The following is a 765-nucleotide window of genomic DNA, read 5'->3' as shown; positions in this document are numbered from 1 at the left end:
TCCAAGATCGATTTAAGCATTCGTTTTGGCAATACGGAATCAGGGGATTTTCAAAATTCAAGTTGGAATAAAAAGGAATTAGATATTATTTATAAAAAGACATTGAGATGCAAGAATTAGACAACCTTATCGATAAATTAAATACTGATAAATATTCGGCTGTTTCGGTTTTTGATTTAAAAGCAAACCGATGGCTTTTTAGAAATAAATCGCACGACGAAATTAAACAGGAATTTGAAAGCGCAGAAGAGTTCTTTGAAGACCTTTTCGCCAAAGGAAATCGAAATTTAAATCTGACTTTAAAGCGCAAAAATGGAAGCACTTATAAAATTGATGGTGCACCTTTCGATGTTAATTTTTCAGCCCAGAACCAACCGCAAGAGGTTGCAGTACAACAGGTAAAACCCGTTCAGACACAGGATGTTTTCTCTAATTCCTTCGGTCTTGGTACTCTTGACGTTATGAACCTTATGGTTGCAAAGAATGACGCTTCAAGACTTCATACGGAAAATGAGCTTTTAAAGTCCGAGAATAAGGAAATGAAAAAGAAGTACGAAGAGATCAGGGAAGAGCAATTGGCTTCTAAGTACGACACCAACAAAAGTAAAGGGAATCAGGAAATGTTAATGGCAGCAGTGCAGCAATTACCAACCCTGATAAGCTTTGTAAAAGGGGTTCCCCCCGTGGGACTTTCTGCTCCGGCTGAGACCTTCCAGAGCGAAGCCAAACAACACTTTGCAACGGCTTTGCAACATATCGATGATA

The 765-nt window shown here is 38.4% G+C and carries 1 protein-coding gene; it reads left to right on the top strand.

All coding sequences use genetic code 11. The annotated features are described in order from the left end of the window. Window positions 1-107: 107 nt before the first annotated feature. The coding region (locus D0817_RS24750) for a hypothetical protein (RefSeq protein ID WP_134737798.1) at window positions 108-765 on the top strand (658 nt) is incomplete at its 3' end.

The sequence above is a fragment of the Flavobacterium cupreum genome, from assembly GCF_003996965.1.
Taxonomy (GTDB): Bacteria; Bacteroidota; Bacteroidia; order Flavobacteriales; family Flavobacteriaceae; genus Flavobacterium; species Flavobacterium cupreum.
This window is presented reverse-complemented; position numbering and strand designations above follow the sequence as displayed.